Annotated in this window: 19 protein-coding genes and 1 pseudogene; 12 read left to right on the top strand and 8 right to left on the bottom strand. The window is 74.7% G+C overall.

Going from position 1 to position 17,860, the window contains the following annotated elements; genetic code table 11:
• Nucleotides 1-6: 6 nt before the first annotated feature.
• Both FM076_RS02760 and FM076_RS02755 read right to left on the bottom strand, forming a co-directional pair.
• Nucleotides 7-798 carry a 2,3-dihydro-2,3-dihydroxybenzoate dehydrogenase gene (locus FM076_RS02760; protein ID WP_173868354.1) on the bottom strand — a complete coding sequence of 264 codons (792 nt, stop codon included), beginning with the start codon at nucleotides 796-798 and terminating at the stop codon, nucleotides 7-9.
• Nucleotides 795-1,781 carry an ABC transporter substrate-binding protein gene (locus tag FM076_RS02755; RefSeq protein WP_173868353.1) on the bottom strand — a complete coding sequence of 329 codons (987 nt, stop codon included), beginning with the start codon at nucleotides 1,779-1,781 and terminating at the stop codon, nucleotides 795-797. The genes FM076_RS02760 and FM076_RS02755 overlap by 4 nt, the downstream gene beginning before the upstream one ends.
• Before the next feature lie 173 nt (nucleotides 1,782-1,954).
• On the opposite strand from FM076_RS02755, the gene FM076_RS02750 reads away from it, so the two are divergent.
• The 6 genes and pseudogenes from FM076_RS02750 to rpmF all read left to right on the top strand — a co-directional run bounded on the left by FM076_RS02750 (nucleotide 1,955) and on the right by rpmF (nucleotide 7,327).
• On the top strand, nucleotides 1,955-2,965 hold the full coding sequence (locus FM076_RS02750) for a FecCD family ABC transporter permease (protein ID WP_173874465.1): 1,011 nt from the start codon (nucleotides 1,955-1,957) through the stop codon (nucleotides 2,963-2,965).
• 92 nt (nucleotides 2,966-3,057) lie between these two features.
• Nucleotides 3,058-4,098, top strand: a complete 1,041-nt coding sequence (locus FM076_RS02745; RefSeq protein WP_428814645.1) for a FecCD family ABC transporter permease — start codon at nucleotides 3,058-3,060, stop codon at nucleotides 4,096-4,098.
• An 8-nt stretch (nucleotides 4,099-4,106) separates the two neighbouring features.
• Nucleotides 4,107-4,916, top strand: a complete 810-nt coding sequence (locus tag FM076_RS02740) for an ABC transporter ATP-binding protein (protein ID WP_173868351.1) — start codon at nucleotides 4,107-4,109, stop codon at nucleotides 4,914-4,916.
• Nucleotides 4,917-5,084: 168 nt separating this feature from the next.
• Nucleotides 5,085-6,281 carry a hypothetical protein gene (locus tag FM076_RS02735; RefSeq protein WP_173868350.1) on the top strand — a complete coding sequence of 399 codons (1,197 nt, stop codon included), beginning with the start codon at nucleotides 5,085-5,087 and terminating at the stop codon, nucleotides 6,279-6,281.
• Between the two features lie 173 nt (nucleotides 6,282-6,454).
• Entirely contained in the window at nucleotides 6,455-7,075 is a 621-nt protein-coding gene (locus FM076_RS02730; RefSeq protein ID WP_173868349.1) for a nucleotidyltransferase domain-containing protein, read from the top strand.
• A gap of 86 nt (nucleotides 7,076-7,161) precedes the next feature.
• Nucleotides 7,162-7,327, top strand: a pseudogene (gene rpmF, locus FM076_RS02725) (50S ribosomal protein L32).
• 167 nt (nucleotides 7,328-7,494) lie between these two features.
• Here rpmF and FM076_RS02720 read toward each other — a convergent pair.
• A complete protein-coding gene (locus tag FM076_RS02720; protein ID WP_173868348.1) occupies nucleotides 7,495-8,148 on the bottom strand; it encodes an SAM-dependent methyltransferase in 654 nt (217 codons plus the stop codon).
• 154 nt (nucleotides 8,149-8,302) lie between these two features.
• On the opposite strand from FM076_RS02720, the gene FM076_RS02715 reads away from it, so the two are divergent.
• The 3 genes from FM076_RS02715 (at nucleotide 8,303) to FM076_RS02705 (ending at nucleotide 11,111) form a co-directional block, all read left to right on the top strand.
• Nucleotides 8,303-8,896: a helix-turn-helix domain-containing protein gene (locus tag FM076_RS02715; protein WP_173868347.1), complete on the top strand. Its 594-nt coding sequence runs from the start codon at nucleotides 8,303-8,305 to the stop codon at nucleotides 8,894-8,896.
• 46 nt (nucleotides 8,897-8,942) lie between these two features.
• Nucleotides 8,943-10,022 (top strand): WD40 repeat domain-containing protein, encoded by a 1,080-nt coding sequence (locus FM076_RS02710; RefSeq protein ID WP_173868346.1) that lies wholly within the window; start codon nucleotides 8,943-8,945, stop codon nucleotides 10,020-10,022.
• A gap of 252 nt (nucleotides 10,023-10,274) precedes the next feature.
• Nucleotides 10,275-11,111, top strand: coding sequence for an isocitrate lyase/PEP mutase family protein (locus tag FM076_RS02705; protein WP_173868345.1), 837 nt, complete (start codon nucleotides 10,275-10,277; stop codon nucleotides 11,109-11,111).
• Here the strand turns inward: FM076_RS02705 and FM076_RS02700 are convergent.
• Genes FM076_RS02700 through FM076_RS02680 form a run of 5 tightly spaced genes read right to left on the bottom strand, consistent with a single transcriptional unit; the run spans nucleotide 11,108 to nucleotide 15,186 of the window.
• On the bottom strand, nucleotides 11,108-12,421 hold the full coding sequence (locus FM076_RS02700; RefSeq protein ID WP_173868344.1) for a PP2C family protein-serine/threonine phosphatase: 1,314 nt from the start codon (nucleotides 12,419-12,421) through the stop codon (nucleotides 11,108-11,110). The genes FM076_RS02705 and FM076_RS02700 overlap by 4 nt on opposite strands.
• Entirely contained in the window at nucleotides 12,418-13,422 is a 1,005-nt protein-coding gene (locus tag FM076_RS02695; RefSeq protein WP_173868343.1) for a SpoIIE family protein phosphatase, read from the bottom strand. The genes FM076_RS02700 and FM076_RS02695 overlap by 4 nt, the downstream gene beginning before the upstream one ends.
• Complete coding sequence (locus FM076_RS02690) at nucleotides 13,419-13,901, bottom strand: ATP-binding protein (RefSeq protein WP_173868342.1); 483 nt, start codon at nucleotides 13,899-13,901, stop codon at nucleotides 13,419-13,421. Before FM076_RS02690 ends, FM076_RS02695 begins: the two co-directional genes overlap by 4 nt.
• A complete protein-coding gene (locus FM076_RS02685; protein ID WP_345944865.1) occupies nucleotides 13,898-14,311 on the bottom strand; it encodes an STAS domain-containing protein in 414 nt (137 codons plus the stop codon). Before FM076_RS02685 ends, FM076_RS02690 begins: the two co-directional genes overlap by 4 nt.
• The gene (locus FM076_RS02680; RefSeq protein ID WP_173868341.1) at nucleotides 14,308-15,186 is read right to left on the bottom strand and encodes an STAS domain-containing protein; all 879 of its coding nucleotides are present in this window, start codon (nucleotides 15,184-15,186) and stop codon (nucleotides 14,308-14,310) included. The genes FM076_RS02685 and FM076_RS02680 overlap by 4 nt, the downstream gene beginning before the upstream one ends.
• 321 nt (nucleotides 15,187-15,507) lie before the next feature.
• On the opposite strand from FM076_RS02680, the gene FM076_RS02675 reads away from it, so the two are divergent.
• From FM076_RS02675 to FM076_RS02665, 3 genes are all read left to right on the top strand, one after another.
• The gene (locus FM076_RS02675) at nucleotides 15,508-16,335 is read left to right on the top strand and encodes a SigB/SigF/SigG family RNA polymerase sigma factor (protein WP_173868340.1); all 828 of its coding nucleotides are present in this window, start codon (nucleotides 15,508-15,510) and stop codon (nucleotides 16,333-16,335) included.
• Between the two features lie 148 nt (nucleotides 16,336-16,483).
• Nucleotides 16,484-17,296 carry an SGNH/GDSL hydrolase family protein gene (locus FM076_RS02670; RefSeq protein WP_173868339.1) on the top strand — a complete coding sequence of 271 codons (813 nt, stop codon included), beginning with the start codon at nucleotides 16,484-16,486 and terminating at the stop codon, nucleotides 17,294-17,296.
• Nucleotides 17,297-17,385: 89 nt separating this feature from the next.
• Nucleotides 17,386-17,860, top strand: a 475-nt coding sequence (locus tag FM076_RS02665) for a GNAT family N-acetyltransferase (RefSeq protein ID WP_173868338.1), incomplete at its 3' end; no start/stop codon positions are given.

Here is a 17,860-nt window from a genome sequence, read left to right as displayed (position 1 = left end):
GGCGGTTCAGGCCCGCAGGGTGGCGCCGCCGTCCACGTACAGGTCGTGCAGGGTGATGTGGCGGGCGCGGTCGGAGGCGAGGAAGACGACGGCTTCGGCGATGTCGGCGGGGTCGGCGATGCGGCCGAGCGGGATGCCGGTGCGGTAGGAGGCCAGGTCGCCCTCGACGACCCGCGCGGCGGCTTCTTCCTCGTCGCTTCCCGGACCCCAGCAGGCGCGCTGCATGTCGGTGAGGGTGGAGCCGGGGGAGACGGTGTTGCAGCGCACCCCGCGTCCGGCCACCTCCAGGCCCAGGCACTTGGTGAACATCACCGCCGCCGCCTTGGAGGCGGCGTAGGCCGCCATGCCGGTGCGGGGGACGCCCGCCGCGTTGGAGGCGACGGTGACGATGCTGCCGCTGCCGCGCGCGGCCATCCGGCGGGCGGCGGCCCGCGAGACGTGGAAGACCCCGTCGGTGTTGACGGCGAAGGTGGCGGCCCAGTCCTCGTCCGCCAGGTCCGCCACGTTCGCGAGGCGCAGGACCCCCGCGACGTTGACCGCGATGTCGAGCGGCCCGAGCGTGCGGTCGCTCTCGGCCAGCAGCGCCTCGACGGCGGCCGGGTCGGTCACATCCAGCGGGCGGGCGGTGACGCGTCCGGGGTGGTCGGCCGCCAGCTTCCCGACCCCGTCGGGGTCCAGGTCGGTGGCCAGGACGCGGGCGCCCTGCCCGACGAGCGCCCGCACCACGGCGGCACCGATCCCCCGTCCGGCGCCGGTCACGAGGGCGAGCCTGCCCTCCAGTCCGGGTGGGGTGCTCATCCGGCCATGGCCTTCCGGATGTCGTCGAGCACCGAGAGGGCGGCCTTCGCGCCGCCCAGGCTGGTCCACTTGGAGCCGTCGATCTCCGTCACGTGCTGTCGCCGCACCGCGTCCAGGCCCCGGTAGGCGGGCTTGCGGGAGAGCTTGCCGAAGAGGTCGGCGTCCGGCCCGGAGGAGGAGAGGGTGCCGATGAACAGCCAGTCCCCGTCGATCTTCTTCAGATTCTCGTCGCTGATCGGTGTGGAGTGGCCCTCGCCCTTCCGGTTCTGGATGCCGGGCCGCTTGAAGCCGAGGTCCTTGAGGACGTCGCTGATGAAGACGCCCTGCTGCATCACGGCGGTGCCCTTGGCGGAGTAGCGGGCGACGGAGACGCGGTCACCGGTGTGCGGGCCGAGGTCCTTCTTGAGCGCGGCGGTCCGCTTCTCGTAGTCGCGCAGGAACGCGGTGGCCTCGTCGGTGCGTCCCAGGGCCTTGCCGGTGAGCCGCAGCGACGACTGCCAGTTCTTCGTCTTGTCGATCGTCACCACGGTGGGGGCGATCTTCCGCAGTTGCCGCAGCACCTGCGTGTCGGCCAGTTGGCCGGCCAGGATGACGTCGGGCCTGCTGCGGACGACCTTCTCGATGTCGGGGCCGGTGACCGCGCCGACCACGGGGATGCCCTTGGCCTCCTTGGCGAGGTAGGCGGGTGCGCCCTTCTGGCCCCGGCCCGCGGTCAGGCCGACCGGCTTCACGCCCAGCGCGAGGGAGGAGTCGAGGTCCATCTCGCTGAGGGCCACCACGCGCCGCGGCTTCCGCGGCACGGCGACCTTCGCCCCGGTGGCGTCGGTGACCCGGACGGTGCCGCCCCCGCCCCCCTTGCCCGCGGAGCCGGCTTTCGCGTCGGAGCCGCAGCCGGCGACGGTCAGCGCGCAGGTGGTGAGGCAGACGGCCGCGACAGCGGGGCGGACGCGTCTGCGGGCGGGGGAGGAGGGTCTGAGCTGCATGGGAGGTTCTCTCTTTCGGGCACGCCGTCGGCATCCGGGCATGCGGGAGTCCGGCGTCCGGCCGGGCCGGCCAGACGAGCTTAGGTTAGGCTAACCTTATGAGCAGTGTGCAAGAGAGGCGGCCGCCCGACCCGGCCACCCGACCCGGCCAACACCCCCGCCGCGCACGGCGGATGGCCGCCGGCACCGGCGCCGCGCTGGCGGCCCTCCTCCTGGCCCTCGCCCTGGCCTCCCTCCTCATCGGCAGCGGCTCCAGCTCCCCGGGCCGCGTCTGGGACTACCTACTCGGAGACCCCGCCGCCCGCTCCGACGCCCAACTCCGGCTCGCCGTCCTGGACGTACGGCTGCCCCGCACCCTCGCCGCCGTCCTGGTCGGCGTCTGCCTCGGCACAGCCGGCTGTCTGCTCCAGGCCGCCACCCGCAACCCGCTCGCCGAGACCGGACTGCTCGGCGTCAACTCCGGGGCCGCCTTCGCCGTCGTCCTCGGACTCACCTTCTTCGGCGCCGACTCCTCCGCCGCGCTGCTGGGCTGGGCACTGCTCGGCGGCATCACCGCCAGCGCCGCCGTCCTCCTCCTCGCCGCGTCCGGACGCACCGCGGGCTCACCGCTGCGGCTGGTCCTCGTCGGCTCCGCGCTCGGTGCCACCTTCCACGGCCTGACCTCCTACGTCCTGCTCGGCACCCAGGCCACCTTCGACACCTACCGCTACTGGACCATCGGCTCCCTCGCGGGGACCGAGACCCGCCAGCTCCTGCCGCTGCTGCCCTGCGCCCTCGCCGGGCTGGCCACGGCACTGGCCTGCGCCCGCCCCCTGTCCGCGCTCGGCCTCGGTGACGACAGCGCCCGCTCCCTGGGACACCACCCCGGACGCGTCCGGCTCGTGGTGGCGGGCGCCGTCGCGCTGCTCGCCGGCTGTGCGGTGGCGGTGGCAGGACCCATCGCCTTCCTGGGCCTGCTCGCGCCGTACGCGGCTCGGGCGGTGGCCGGCGCGCGGATGACCGCCCAACTCGTCCTGTCCGCACTGACGGCGGCCGATGTGCTGCTCCTCGCCGACCTGCTGGCACGTCTCGTCATCCGGCCGTGGGAGACCCCGGTCAGCGTGCTGCTCGCCTTCGTCGGCGGCCCGCTCCTCGTCTGGATCGCCCGCTCGCGCCGCCTGTCCACCACGGGAGCCTCCGCATGACGGCGCCGGGGTCCGGCCCCGGGCACGGGACCGCGCCGGCCGCCGCTGACGCCGCGGTGGGCAAGCGAGGCGCGCGGACGGGGCACCCCCCGGTGACCCCGCCCGACAGCACTGTGCTGCGCGCGGGCACCCGGTCCTGGCTCTTCCCGCGCCGCAGCGCCCTCGCCGTCGCCCTGCTGGTGCCGCTGCTCGTGCTCCTCACCGCCCTGGCCGTGGTGGCGAGTTCCACCGGGATGAGCGTCCCGGACGCCCTGTCCGGACTGCTGGGCACCGGGGACCCCGCAACCGTGATGATCGTGCGGGACTTCCGGCTGCCGCGCCTGTGCGTGGGCCTGATGGTCGGCGCGGCACTCGGCATCTCCGGGTGCCTCACCCAGACGCTGGCCGGGAACCGGCTCGCCACCCCCGACCTGGTCGGTGTCAACGAGGGCGCCACCGCCGCCGTCGTCGCCACCGCGGCGGGCTCCGCCACCGGCATGGTCGGACACTGGTGGCTCGGCCCGCTCGGCGCCGTCGCCGCCGCGGCCCTCGTCGTACTGTGCGCGGGCGGTGCCGGAACCGCCGGCCACCGCCTCCTCGTCGTCGGCATCGGCGTCTCCACAGTTGTCGGAGCGGTCAGCGACCTGGTCATGTCGCGGGAGAACGACAACACCGCGGGCGGCGTCTTCCTGTGGACCGTCGGCAGCCTCAACGGCCGCGACTGGAGCGCCGGGACCCCCTTCCTGACCGCCCTGCTCCTCCTGGTGCCGCTCAGCCTCGCCGCCGGACACCGGCTGCAACTCCTGCGCTTCGACGACGAGATGGCCGCCTCGCTCGGCGTGGACCTGCGCCGGCTGCGGGCCGCCGCGCTCGGGCTCGCCGTCGCGCTGGCCGGGCTCGCCGTCGGCGTCGGCGGCCCCATCGCCTTCGTCGCCCTGGCCGCGCCCGTCCTCGCCCAGCGGCTCTGCGGCCCCACCCGCGTCCCCGTCCTCGCCTCCGCGCTGACCGGCGCCGCCCTCGTCGTCGCGGCCGACGCGCTCGGCCGTGTCATCGCCCCCGTCGAACTCCCCGTCGGCGTCGTCACCAGCGTCCTCGGCGGGCCCTTCCTCCTGTGGGTCCTGCTCCGCTCGGACCGCACCACCGGAAAGGCGTGATCCGCACCATGACCGCGACATCACCGGGCTTGGAGGTCCGCGCCCTGCACGCCGGCTACCCCGGCCGGCCCGTCGTCCACGACGTGGAACTGACCGTCCCGGCCGGACAGGTGGCCGCCGTCGTCGGCCCCAACGGCTGCGGCAAGTCCACCCTGCTGCGCACCCTGGCCCGCCTCCACCGCCCCCGGTCCGGCACGGTCGGCGTCGGCGGCGTCGACATCTGGCAGCTGAGCCGCCGTCAGGCCGCGCACCGCGTGGCCCTGCTGCCCCAGTCGCCGCGCGCCCCCGAGGCGGTCACCGTCGCCGGACTCGTCCGATACGGCCGCCATCCCCACCAGGGGCTGCTGCGCCAGTGGTCCCGCGAGGACGAGCGCGCCGTACGGGAGGCGCTGGAGGCCACCGGCACCGCCGGGCTGGCCGGCGAACGCCTCGACGAGCTGTCCGGCGGCCAGCGGCAGCGCTGCTGGCTGGCGATGGTGCTCGCCCAGCACACCCCGGTGGTGCTCCTCGACGAGCCGACCAGCGCGCTCGACCTCGGGCACGCCGTCGACGTCCTCGAACTCGTCCGCGAGGTGGCCGCCACGGGCCGCACGGTCGTCATGGTGCAGCACGACCTGACGGCCGCCGCCCGCTACGCGGACACCCTCGTCGCGATGAAGGACGGCCGCGTCCTGGCCCAGGGCCCGCCCCGCGACACGGTCGACGAGGCCCTCGTCAAGGAGCTGTACCAGGTGGAGACCGACATCCTCCCCGCCCCCGCCGACGCCGCCCCCGTCGTCGTCCCCCGCCCCCGCGCGGCCGGCCCCCGCCCCAAGTGACGGCAGTCCGGCGACGCCCAGGTCCGACGGCTCCCCGGCCGCACCGGACGCGATCTCGCCGGAGCGGCGTCCATCCGGGTGGCGGGCGGCACCGGCCCCTCCCACACTGGGGGAGGAGCACGTGAGGCGTGTGCACTGCGGGCCTCCGCGCCGTGACGAGGAGGAACGGTGAGACTGTCCTTCCTGGACCCCCTGTACGCCGCCGAGGGGCGGGTCGCCAGCGTCTACCTGGACACCTCCCGCGACACCGGGGACCCGGACCGGGCGATCGGGCTGCGGTGGGGGCACGCGCGCGAGGAACTGCGGGCCCAGGGCGCCGACGCCGCCACCCTCTCCGCGCTGGCCGCCGGCGTGGGCACCGACCGGGACGTGGCGGGCCGGCACGGCCAGGCGCTGTTCTGCGTGGACGGAGACCTGGCGCTGACCGAGGAACTGCCCCGGCCGCCCGGCCGGGGCACCGCCCGCTTCAGCGCGCTCCCCGACGCCATGCCGCTGGCGGTGCAGCACGCTCCGGACCTTCCCTATGTGGCCGTGTCGATCGACAGGCGCCCCGCTGGCGGGCTCGGCGAGGCGGTCGAGGGGGACGAGGGGCAAGAGGGGGACGAGGCCGCCGCGCAGGACCCGGAAGCCGGCCGGACGGCGGCGCCCGGCCGCGGCGGGGACGAGATCGTGGTGCGCCTGCAGACGGGCCGGTGGCCGATGAGCCGCGTGGCACCGTGGCCGGTCACCACCCGCCGCTGTCCCGTCGAGGAGTGGCAGCGGGGCGCGGCGCGGCTGGCCGGTGTCGTCAACCGCGCGGCCGACGACACCGGCGCCCAGGCCGTCGTCGTGCGGGCCCAGGAGGGAGAGGGCTGGGCGCAGGGCGTTCTCGTCAACCGGCTGCCGCCCAAGCTCGCCGGCCGTGTCCTCACGGTCGAGGGCGGGGACCGGCCGGTGGCGGCGCCGGGCAGGGCGCTGATGGAGGAGGACCTGGCCGCGGTGCTCGACGGCCGGCTGAACGAACGCGACCTGCTGCACCTCGACAGATACCTCGCACAGCGGGCCCGCGACCCTTCCTCGTGCGAGGGCATGACCGCCGTGGTCGCCGCACTCCAGCGCGGTCAGGTCGAGGCGCTGGTGGTCAACGTGCCGGGCGTGGCCCCGCAACGGCTGTGGGGAGGCCCCAGGCCGACGCACATCGCCCGCTCCGAGGAGGAGCTGTGGGTCTTCGGCGCCCCCTCCGCCCGCCAGGAGCCGGTGGAGTCCCTGCTGATCCGTGCGGCCGTGGGCACCGGCGCCGAACTGGTGGTCGTGGACCGCGACGAACTCGCCCTGGAGGACGGCATCGGAGCCTTGCTGCGCTACGCCGCGCCCGCCGCCGCCTGACACCCCAGCGCCCGTGCCGGCTCCGGGGAGGGGGAGCGGACAGCCTCCGGCGGGGTCCGGCGGCGGAGGGGGAGAGAGCGGGGGAAGCGGGTCCGCTCCGGCGGTCGGCCCAGGGCACGCGCCCGCCCAGGGCACGCGCCCGCCCAGAACACGCGCCCGCGTAGCCTCCTCGCATGACGCGCACCGAAACCCCCTGGGGCCCATGGGAACCGGCACGGCCGTCCGAGGTGGCGGCGCTCTTCGCCGCGTGCGGGGCGCCCTGGTGGATCGCGGGCGGGTACGCCGTCGAACTCGCCGTCGGCCACGGCTTCCGCGAGCACGGCGACATCGACGTCCTCGTCCTGCGGCGCGACCAGCTCGCCGTCCAGACGGCCCTGTCCGGATGGGAGTGGTGGGCGGCGGACCCGCCGGGCACCCTCCGCCGCTGGTGCCCCGGCGAGACACTGCCCGCGGGTGTGCACGACATCTGGTGCCGCCCCGGCCCCGCCGGGCCCTGGCGCATCCAGGTCATGCTCGACGAGGCCGAGGAGGGGACCTGGATCTCGCGCGGGGACCGCCGGGTCCGCCGTCCCCTCGCCCGCCTGGGAAGGGTCGCCGCGGACGGAACGCCCTACCTCGCGCCGGAGGTCCAGTTGTTCTACAAGGCACACCGCCCCCGGCCCCGCGACGAGAGGGATTTCACCGAGGTGCTCCCCGTCCTCGACGACGAGCAGCGGCGGTGGCTGGCCGAGGCGCTGGCGCTCGTCCACGGCGACCATCCGTGGCGCGCCCGCCTGATGGCCGCGTCCGGCTGATGGCCGCGTCCGGCTTACGGCGGTCCGACTTGGTAATGGTGTTCATTTCCATTAACCTGGCGCGGTCACCACATCAGGAGGTTCCCATGGCCGTGCCCAAGCGGAAGATGTCCCGCAGCAACACCCGCCACCGCCGCGCCCGGTGGAAGGCCACCACGCCGCAGCTCGTGCCCGTCACGGTGGACGGAAAGGTCCACCGGGTGCCCCCAGCGGCTGGTCAAGGCGTACGAGCGCGGCCTGCTGCGCCCCTGAGGGCCGGGTGCCGTGACGCGCGACCGGCGGCCCGGATCGTCTCCGCCGGCGACCGTGCGCCCGGCCGCCGTCCGGTGAGGCGTCACGTGGTGGGCGTCCGGCTGCCGGGCCTGCCGGTCGCGTGCGCCCCACGGCGGCACCCGGTGCGGTGGGGCGGGGCCGTCCTGTCAGTCCTGTGTGCGCCGGCGGAGCTTGAGGGTGCTGTCCGGGCGGGTCGCCGGCCGCCCCTCGGGGTCGGTCACGGGGCGCTGGTAGGTCTCGCTGACGAGCACCTCCCACCGCCCGGCGGGCAGGTCGAGCGCGGCCAGCAGCTCTTCGGGAGTGGGGAAGGAGAACTCCGGGTCGGGGGCGCTCTCCCAGGGCGGCATACCGGCGTGGCTGACGATGAGGAGCACCCCGCCGGGCGCGACGGACCCCGCCGCCCTGCGCAGGATCGGCTCCCTGCCCTCGGGCCGGGGCGGGTAGAGGAAGTGGGAGGAGACGAGGTCGAAGGTCCCCTCCGGGAACGACTCGGCGAGATCGTGCCGCTGCCAGTCGATCCGGTCGCCCACCCCGGCCGCCTCCGCGCGGTCGGCGGCGCGCCGCAGGGCGACGGAGGAGACGTCGGTGGCGGTGACGGTCCAGCCCCGCTGCGCGAGCCAGACGGCGTCACCGCCCTCCCCGCAGCCCAGTTCCAGGGCGGTGCCCGGCACCAGGTCCGCCGTCTCGCGGACCAGCGCCGCGTTGGGGGCGCCGCTGAAGACCTGCTCCTCGGCGCGGTAGCGGGCGTCCCAGAACTCCTGGGTGGAGACCGCTTCCGTCCGGGCGTCGGTGGTGTCCATCGTCCGTGAGTTCCTCTCGTGGTGGGGCGGAGCCGCCCGCGGCCCGCACCGGCCGGGGCCGGGGAGCGCCCTGGGCCGTGGGGCTCCCGGGTGTGAGGCTGCCCGCACCAGCTGCCGCTTGACAAAGAACTTTGCCGTCTTGGCAAATAGGGACATGAAGGACGACGATCTCGCCGGGGCCGTGGCCGCTGTGGGCCCGCGGCTGCGGGCCCTGCGACGGGAGCGCGGCACCACGCTGGCCGGGCTGAGCGCGACCACGGGGATCTCCGTGAGCACGCTGTCCCGGCTGGAGTCCGGGCAGCGGGAACCGACACTGAAACACCTGCTGCCCCTGGCCACCGCCTACGGCCTGGCCCTGGACGAGCTGGTGGGCACCCGCACCGGCGACCCCCGCGTGCATCCGCGCCCTTTCACCCGGCACGGCCACACCTGGGTCCCGCTGACGCGGTACGCGGGCGGACTGCACGCCTACAAGCAGATCCTCCCCGCCCCCGCCGCCCCCCGGACCACGCGGCCCGAGCAGGGTGTGCACGAGGGCTACGAGTGGCTCTACGTCCTCTCCGGCCGGCTGCTCCTCGCGCTGGGCGAGAAGGACCTCGTCCTCACCGCCGGAGAGGCCGCGGAGTTCGACACCCGCGTGCCCCACGCCGTCGCCAACGCCGGGGACCGCCCCGTGGAGTGGCTGGCGCTCTACGGCGCCCAGGGCGAGCGCGTGCACGTCCGCGCCCGCCCCGCCGCCGGGACCTGAGAGGAGCGTCAACGCGCTTGTCGGTGCCGGGGTTTAGGGTCCGCCCATGATCGATGAGCGCATGATGACGCGGTACGGCGACCACGCGCACGGCCGGCACGACACGACACCGGTCCTGGAGCTGGAGGGCGTTTCCGTCGCCGTCAACGTGGACACCTCCGCGACGCTGTGGGTGTGTGACCTCGCCGCCGGTGAGTGCGCGCGGCGCCCGCTGGACCTCTCCGCCGCCGGCCCCGACGACGCGTGGTACCACGAGGTCGGCGAGTGGGACGAGGACTGGGACGAGGAGGAGGACGGCGAGCGGCCGCGCTGGGAGCTGGACGAGTACGAGATCGCCTCCGAGGTGACGGTCGCCCACCTGGACGGACGCCCCGTGGTCGTCACGGGCGGTGGCCGGTTCGACCTGGCCGGCCCCGACCTGGAGACGACGGGCGGGGCCGTGCGGCTCTGGGACCTGCGCACCGGCCGGCAGGTGGGCAGGACCCACACCGGGCACGAACTGGGCGTCACCGGGCTCGCGGCCCTGCACGGCGACGCCGGGCCTCTCCTCGTCAGCAACTCCGAGGAGGGGCGGCTGATCGTCCGCAAGCCGGGGACCGGAGAGCAGGTGATGACGGCCGAGGTCAGCTACAACGGTGATCTGGGCACGGGCTTCCTCGACGGCCGGCCCGTCGCCGTGACCGGAGGCCACGACGACTTCGTCCAGGTGTGGGACCTGCTCAGCGGGCAGCAGTGGGGGCCGTCCCTGACCGGTGTGGAGCCTGTTCCCCGGGCGATGGCGGCGGTGGAGGCGGACGGGCGCAGGATCGTGGCGGCCGGCGGGGACGAGTGCGTCCTCCACCGGTGGGACCTCGACACGGGAGAGCCGCTCGGAGAGCCCCTGACCGGTCACACCGAGCAGCTCTCCACCATGGGAACGGCGCGGGTGGCCGGCCGCGCCCTCGCCGTGACCGGCAGCGACGACGGCACCAGCCGGGTGTGGGATCTGGTCGCCGGGCGGCAGCTGGGTGCACCGCTCCCCGGTCACCTGCAGACCGTCACCGAGATCGCGGGCACCCCGGTCGCCGTCACCTCGTCCCGCCGGGACGGCCTGTGCGTGTGGGACCTCACCCGGGCCGTCGGCTGACCCGCGCGGAAACCGCCTCCGGCCGGGGCCCCGGGCCAAGGACGCCGGACCGTGCCAAGGTGCTCGGCGCATCGAGGCTCGGCCCGGTTGTGCGGCGGTACACCGGCGAACTGCTGGACGCGATGGCGGGCGGGCCACGCCCCCGGCACGGCCGTGGACCCGCGTACCGTCCCCGCGCCCCTGACCTGACCGCACCACCCGAGCCCGGACGCTTCGGCCGGCACCGAACCTGCCAGCCGCTAGCGTCCGGGCATGACGCAGAACACCGCACGGACCGGCGCGGCCCGCAGCCGCGCCCGGCACCGGCAGTCGCCCTTCGCCCGCCTGCACCACCAGGAAGAACCGCTGTTGCTGCCCAACGCCTGGGACCACGCCTCGGCCGCCGCGCTGGCCGCGGAGGGCTTCGCCGCCGTGGGCACCACGAGCCTGGGCGTGGCGGCGGCAGCGGGGCTGCCCGACGGTGCGGCGGCCACCGCCGAGGCAACCGTGGCCCTGGCCCGACGGCTGGGGCGCGGCCGGTTCCTGTTCACCGTGGACGCCGAAGGGGGCTTCAGCGACTGTCCGGACGAGGTGGCCGCACTGGCCCGGACGCTGCGGGACGCCGGGGCGGCGGGCGTCAACCTCGAGGACGGCCGCCCGGACGGCACGCTCGCTCCCGTGGAACTGCACGCGGCGAAGATCGCCGCGGTCAGGGCCGCGGCGCCGGGGCTGTTCGTGAACGCCCGCACGGACACCCACTGGCTGGGCTGCCGCCGGGAGGAGACCGCCGGGCGCCTGGCACGCTACGAACAGGCGGGCGCCGACGGGGTGTTCGTTCCCGGGCTGGGCGACCGGGACGCCATCGCCGCGCTGGTCGCCGGGCTGGGCGTGCCGCTGAACATCCTGTGGTCACCGGCCGGCCCCTCTCCCACCGAGCTGGCGGCGCTGGGGGTACGCCGGATCAGCCTCGGCTCGCTCCTCTACCGCGGGGCCCTGGCGGCGGCGGTCGCCACCGCGAAGGCCCTCCGCGAGGGCCGGCCGGCGGATCCGCCGGCCCTCGCCTACGACGAGGTGCAACGCCTCGCCCCCGGCGGCCGGCCCCGGTCCTAGTCCCGGGAGCCGTCCGCCTCGCCGGTGCCGCTCCCGGCCCGCTCGGCCAGGCGGAGCGCCAGGGCGAGGGTGTCGTCCTGGTGCAGCACCTGGGTGTGCATGTCCGTGGCGATGGCGCCGGGGATGTCCGTTATGGGGGCCGCCAGATGGCGGCGGGCGGAGTCGGCGAGCCGGCGTTCCCCTTCGAGCGGGTCGCGGAGGCTCTCGGTGAGCCCGTCGGTGTACAGGACGAGCAGGTCGCCCGGGGCGAGCCGGGTGTGCAGGACCTCCTCGCTGCCGGGCATCGGGAAGCCGATGCCGCGGCCGGGCGTCTCCAGATAGTCGCTGCTCCCGTCGGCGTGGACGAGCAGGGCGGGCGGATGACTGCCGTTGGCCAGCATCAGGTCGCCCGTCGCGGGCGCGAGCCGGGCCAGGAGCAGGGTGGCCATCAGCTCCGGGTCGATGCCCTGCAGGATCTCGCTCACCCGCTGGACGATGTCCTTGGGAGGGTGCCCTTCCAGGGCCAGGGTGCGTACCGCGTGCGTCACGTTGAGCGCGCTGCGCGTACTGCGCACCCCGTGGCCGAGGGCGTCCACGACGGTGATGTGCACGGTCCCGTCCGGCATGGTGAACCAGTCGTACAGGTCGCCGCCGGTGGGCGCGTCGGTGTCGGCCGGCGCGTAGTGCACGGCCAGCTCCAGACCCGGGACGTGCGGCGGTGCCGGACGCAGGGCGTCCTCCAGCTCGCGCAGCATCTGGCCGTGCGCGCGGCGCAGTTGCTCGTCCCGCTCCTCCAGTTGGACGTAGAGCGCGAGGACTCCGCTGTTGGTCTCCGCCAGCTCCTCGTTGAGGCGGCGGTGGCTCTCCTGGAGGCCGTCCAGCTCGGCCAGCAGGGCGCGGGTCTCCTCCTCGGCCGCCCGCTTCTCCTCGTCGAAGGCCCCGTCGTCGCCCTCCGCGCCGCCCGCGCCGTCCGGCGGCCACGGTGTGCGGGGCCCGGCGGAGGAGGGGAGCGCGAGCCGCCACTCGGCCTCGCCGTTGCCGGTGCGCTGCGCGGGCAGGGGGAGGGTGTTCCGCCGGCCGGGCCCGCTTACGGGGGCGGGGGCGGTGAGGGTCACCACCAGCTCGCCGCTCTCCTCCGCTCCGCCCGGCGGGTGGTAGCGGTCGCGCAGCCGGACGGGCTGACCGCGGGCCAGCAGCGGCCGGGCGACCTGTTCGGCTGCGTGTGCCAGCCGGGCCCTGGTGACCAGGGGCAGCCCGTACTCGTCCGCGATCCGCCGTGCCGCCTGCCGCACCTGGGCGGGGCTGGTGAGGGGTGTGCTCAGTCGGGTCATGCGACACCTGCCAGGCTGATCGCGCTGGCGTCGTCCCGCAGCCGGCGGTGGCGGTGGCCCAGTGCCGCGGGCAGCAGCGCCGCGGGCAGCTCCAGCAGGGCCGGTGAGGGGTCGCGTGCCCAGCGTGCTTCGATGCCGTCGGAGAAGAGCACGGCGGTCTGGCCCCGGGCCACCGTCGTGCGGCGGGTGTGCGGGGTGGGCAGGTTCCAGCCGACGATGCCCGGCCTGCCGTCCATGCGGCTGTGGGCGCCCTGGGGGTCGAGGACGCACAGGCGTACGTTGCCGACGGCGCAGAACTCCGTCCCCGCGGGGGACATGCGCAAGAGACCGACGGCGGCACCTCGGGTGTGCCGCAGTGCGTGGTGCAGGAGGCTCATGATCTGGGAGAGAGGTTCGTCGCGGTGGTCGTGGAAGACGCGCAGTCCCCTGCCGGCGGCGCGGGCGGCGGCCTCGCCGTGGCCGAGGCCGTCGATGACCAGGGCGGTGCGCACTCCCGCGTCCTCGTGGACGGCGGCGGCGTCACCGCACTCGTCCTCTCCCTCGGCGGGCAGGCACACCATTCCGGCGCCGGTCGGCAGGGGCCCGGGGTGCGCGGATATCCGTGCGGCCACCAGGGTGCCGTCCGGCACCCGGGAGCTGATCCGCAGCTCGGTGGCGATGCGCTCGACGGCACCCAGCCCGGTGCCCAGGGTGCCGGCCGTGGTGTAGCCGTCGGTGAGGCAGCGCCGCGGGTCGGCCATGCCGGGGCCGCGGTCCACGGCGATCAGCTCCAGTCCGTCCGCCAGCGGTATCGGCTGGATGAAGAGGCTTCCCGCGCGGGCGTGCTTGTCGAGGTTGCCGGCCAGCTCGCTGGCCGCCGCCGCTGCCTGGTCCGGCAGGGAGCCGCCCAGCCCGCAGCGCACCCCCATGTCCCTGGCGCGCGTCGCGGCGAGGTGCACCGCGCTGTAGTGGTCGATACGGACCTCCTCGGTCACCGGCCGCCTCACATCCGGTGCGCTCATCGTGTGCGCCACCGCACGGCCGTGATGGTGGTGCCCGCACCGGGCGAGGAGCACACGTCGAAGGTGTGCATGAGGCGTTGCGCCCCGCCCAGCCCGTGCCCCAGTCCCGAGCCGGTGGTGAAGCCGTCGGTCAACGCGCCCTCCAAGTCAGCGATCCCGGGCCCCTTGTCGGACACGACCAGCCGCAGCCCCACACCGCCCGGCCGGTGCAGCGGTTCGACGGCCACGGTGCCGCCGCCGCCGTGCACCAGGGCGTTGCGGGCCAGCTCGCTCGCCGCGGTCACCACGCGGGTCTGGTCGACCAGGGGGAAGCCGAGGTCCTGGGAGGCGGCGCGCACGGCGTGCCGGACCGTCAGCAGGTCGTCCTCGGTCCGCACCTGGTAGGTGTGGGGCTCGTCCGGCGGGGAGCCGGGTTTCGTGGTGCCGGCCGCGGCGGGTGACGAAGGGGCTCCGCCGGGACGTCCGCCGGCCGGGGTCACTCCCCAAATCCTCGGCCGTCTCGGGACCGGTGCCAGCCCAAGGCGGCCATGCCTTCTTCGGCGTTCAAGGCGGTCTCCACTCCCGTCAGTTCGATACCGAGTTCCACGAGGGTGATGGCCACCGGTGGTCTCATGCCGGCGACGATCACACGGGCCCCCAACAGCTGGGCCATCGTGCTCAGTTCCATCAGGGCACGGGCCACGAAGGAGTCGATGATCTCCAGCCGTGAGATGTCGAGGAGGACGCCGCGGGCGCGGTCCTCCGCGATCCGCGTGGTCAACTCCTCGGCCAGCGCGGTGGCCTGCTTGTCGTCGAGTTCGCTCAGCAGGCCCGTCACCAGGGTGTCACCGAGCCGCAGGATGGGGACGGTGGCTTCCAGGTTCGTCTGCGTTGCTCCCGGGACGGTCACGACAGCCTCCGCACTTCCGCCTCGTCGTTCCTCTCACCCGTCAGGTTCATGGCCGTCGCCAGGGCGTCCGCCAGGGTGGCGCGGGTGAGGATGTCCGAGAGGTCGATACCCAGTTGGACGATGGTCTGCGCGATGCCGGGCCGCACACCGCTGATCACACAGTCCGCCCCCATCAGGCGGACGGCCTTGACGGTCTGCATCAGGTGCTGCGCCACGGAGGTGTCCACTGTCGGCACGCCGGTGATGTCGATGATGGCGACCGACGCCTCACGCGACTGGATCGCCTCCAGCAGGTTCTCCATCACCACCTGGCTGCGGGCGGTGTCCAGGTTCCCGATCAGCGGGACGGCCAGCACCTTCTGCCACAGGTGCACCACGGGCGTGGACAGTTCCAGCAGCTGCCTGCTCTGCCGCTGGATGATCTCCTCGCGGCCCTCGACGTACGTCTCGAACGAGAGTGCCCCGGCCGCGTCCAGCAAACGGTTGATCACCAGGGCCAGTTCCAACAGCGCTCTCGTGCCCAGGTCCTCCTGCTCGACCGTCTCCAGCAGCGCCTCCTTGAGCGCGAGCACCGCCAGCGACGTCTCGGTCGGGGAGGTGCCCGCACGGGCGCGGCGCAGCGACAGCTCGCGCACCGCCTCGCGCAGCGGCGGGTGGCCGACCACGACGCGTTCTATCGGCAGCTCGGCCGCCAGTCCGTCGCTGAGCGCGGCTACCAGGCCGTCGGCCTCCTCGCGCAGCGCGTCCTCGTCCATGCCCGGGCCGTAGAGCTGCCGTTCACGCTGCAACTGCACCCAGTGGTCGGCGGTCTCCGCCTGCCGCTGGGCCAGTACCCGCGTCAGACGAGCACGTGCGGTCGGCTCATTGGCGGTCATCCGGCGATCCTCCTTCGTTCGCGAGGGTCTCGCTGCCTGGCGGTGTCACGGCCCCCGAGCGGCCCGATCGTACCCACCTGGGGGAACCGCGTGCCCGCCGGACGGTTCGACGCCCGACGATCGAGTGGTGAGGTGGCGCACACACAGGTGAGGCGATCTTTGTGGTTTACCCCCACAGGTGCCGGTTAGACGAGGCTCCACGTGCTTGGGACGACAGGCACATCGCGGGAGACGCACCTTACGGCCCCGATGTGCGCGGTCCTGGGGTGCCGGCTCTCCCGCGGGTGTGACGATCCACTCACCGAGGGAGGAGTCCGTACGATGTGCGCCGTTCGCTACCGCCCGCAGCGCCCCCGTCACCACCACGCCGACGCCCCTGACACGACTGCCGACTTCCAGCGGCTGGCGGAGCTGGCCGAGGGCCCCGAACGCGACGAGCTGAGGGACCGGATCGTGCGGGCGTGGCTGCCGATGGCCCACCGCCTGGCGGCCAAGTACCGCAATCGCGGCGAGGCCCTGGAGGATCTCGAACAGGTGGCGGCCCTCGGCCTCATCAAGGCGGTCGAGCGCTACGACCCCGCCCAGGGCACGCCGTTCGTGCCGTTCGCCGTACCGACGATCACCGGCGAGATCCGCCGTCACTTCCGCGACCGCACCTGGGACGTGCACGTGCCCCGGCGGGTGCAGGAGCTGCGCAACAAGGTGCGGGCGGCTGTCCGGGAGTTGAGCACCGGGGCCGAGGACCGCACCCCCTCGACCGAGGCGATCGCCGGGCACACCGGCCTCTCGGAGGAGGATGTCGCGGCCGGGCTGGAGGCACTGGAGAGCTTCCGCTCGCTCTCGCTGGACGCCGCCGCGGGTACGGACGGCGACGACGGCTTCTCCCTGCTCGACACCGTCGGGGAGCACGAGACCCGGTACGACACGGTGGTGGCCAGGGAGGCCGTCAAGCCCTGCCTGCGGGCCCTGCCCGAGCGGCAGCGGAAGATCCTCTACCTGAGGTTCTTCCGCGGCATGACGCAGTCGCGCATCGGACAGGAGCTGGGCATCTCCCAGATGCACGTCTCCCGCCTGCTGTCCAAGACCTGCGAGCAGGTGCGGCGCCAGGTCGAGCACGACCGGCGCCCGGCACGCGCCCACGCCGCCTGAACCGCCCGCGAAAGGGCCGGCCGCGCTGCGCCCGGAGGCGCGGCCCGGGGTGCGGTGGCCCGGTCCGGGGCAGGACGTCCTGCCCCGGACCGGGCCACCGCACCGCATACCGGACCCCGCGTCGCCGCCGTCCGGGCTTCCTGATGAAATGCCTGTTGTGACAGGTAAGTGGTCTGAGCGGTCAACGGGCACGGCAGCCCCTACGTCGTACGTGGCGATCGGGGACAGCTTCACCGAAGGCGTCGGGGATCCCGGGCCGGACGGTGTCTTCGTCGGCTGGGCCGACCGGCTCGCCCGGCTGCTGGCCGAGCAGGCGCCCGACGGCTTCCGCTACGCCAATCTGGCGGTACGCGGACGCCTCCTGGGACAGATCGTCGACCAGCAGGTCCCGCGCGCCCGGGAACTCGCCCCGGACCTGGTGACCTTCTGCGCCGGAGGCAACGACATCCTGCGCCCCGGAAGCGACCCGGACGCCCTGGCCGCACAGTACGAGGCCGCCCTCGTCGAACTCCTCACCACGGTCGGCACCGTGGTGGTGTGCACCGGCTTCGACACCCGCGGCTTCCCCGTGCTGCGCCACCTGCGCGGCCGGATCGCCACCTACAACGGCCACCTGCGCGCGATCGCCGACCGCCACGGCTGCCCCGTGCTCGACCTGTGGTCGCTGCGGGCGGTACAGGACCGCAGGGCGTGGGACGACGACCGCCTCCACCTGTCGCCCGAGGGCCACCGGCGCGTCACCCTGCGGTGCGCCGAGGTGCTCGGCATCGACCTGCCGGAGCGCGCCGACGCCCCCTGGCCTCAGCCGGGACCCGCGGCGGCCTCCCGCCGTGACGACCTGCTGTGGGCCCGGCAGCACCTGCTGCCCTGGATCGGCCGCCGCCTGCGCGGCGAGTCCTCCGGCGACCACGTCCGGGCCAAGCGCCCCGACCTCCTGCCGCTGCGGTCCACCCGGCAGTGAACCCCGGGTCCGGGGCGGAGCGGCCGGGGAGAAGGGGGGCGGCGGAAAAGCAGGAGCCCCCGGCCCGGCGGCGGCGTTAGGTTGACCGGATGCCAGAGCCCGTACCGATTTTGCGTACCGAACGCCTCATCCTCCGCGGATGGCGGGCGTCCGACCTCGGCCCCTGGGCCGCCATGAACGCCGACCCCCGGGTGCGCGAGCACTTCGACGGCCTCCTCACCCGCAGGCAGAGCGAGGCGTCCGCGGCCCGCTTCCAGGCGGACCTCGAACGGCGGGGCTGGGGCTGGTGGGCGCTGGAGGTGGCGGAGACCGGGGAGTTCATCGGCTTCGCCGGACTGGACCCCGTCGAGGAGGGCCTGCCCTTCACCGGAGTGGAGGCCGGCTGGCGGCTGGCCCGCCCGGCATGGGGCCACGGGTACGCCACCGAGGCCGGGCGGGCGGTGCTGGCCCACGGCTTCGACATCCTCGGCCTGGCCGAGATCCTCGCGGTGACCACCGCCGCCAACCTCCGTTCGCAGGCGGTGATGCGCCGCCTGGGCATGACGCGGGACCCCGCGGACGACT

The sequence above is a fragment of the Streptomyces albus subsp. chlorinus genome, assembly GCF_013302895.1.
GTDB classification, from domain to species: domain Bacteria; phylum Actinomycetota; class Actinomycetes; order Streptomycetales; family Streptomycetaceae; genus Streptomyces; species Streptomyces chlorinus.
This window is presented reverse-complemented; position numbering and strand designations above follow the sequence as displayed.